The sequence below is a fragment of the Neisseria sp. P0009.S007 genome (genome assembly GCF_051962515.1).
In genome coordinates this window covers 1-258 of sequence record NZ_JBQCVF010001167.1, presented here as the reverse complement: position 1 = coordinate 258, position 258 = coordinate 1, and the positions used below count along the sequence as shown (strand labels likewise).

Below are 258 nucleotides of genomic sequence, written 5' to 3'. Positions count from 1 at the left end.
GATGTGTATAAGAGACAGGACTACCAGGGTATCTAATCCTGTTTGATCCACTTACTTTCACGCCTCAGCGTCAGGAATAAAATAGAAAACCGCCTTCGCCACCGGTGTTCTTCCACATATCTACGCATTTCACCGCTACTTGTGGAATTCCGTTTTCTCCTTCTATCCTCTAGGTTTGTAGTTTCCAGTGCAGCTCCGAGGTTAAGCCCCGGAATTTCACACTCGACTTACAAACCCGCCTACGCGTCCTTTACGCCC

General features: G+C 48.1%; 1 rRNA gene. It reads right to left on the bottom strand.

The annotated features are described in order from the left end of the window. A 16S ribosomal RNA gene (locus ACTHS3_RS18160) occupies positions 1-258 on the bottom strand; the annotation flags it as partial.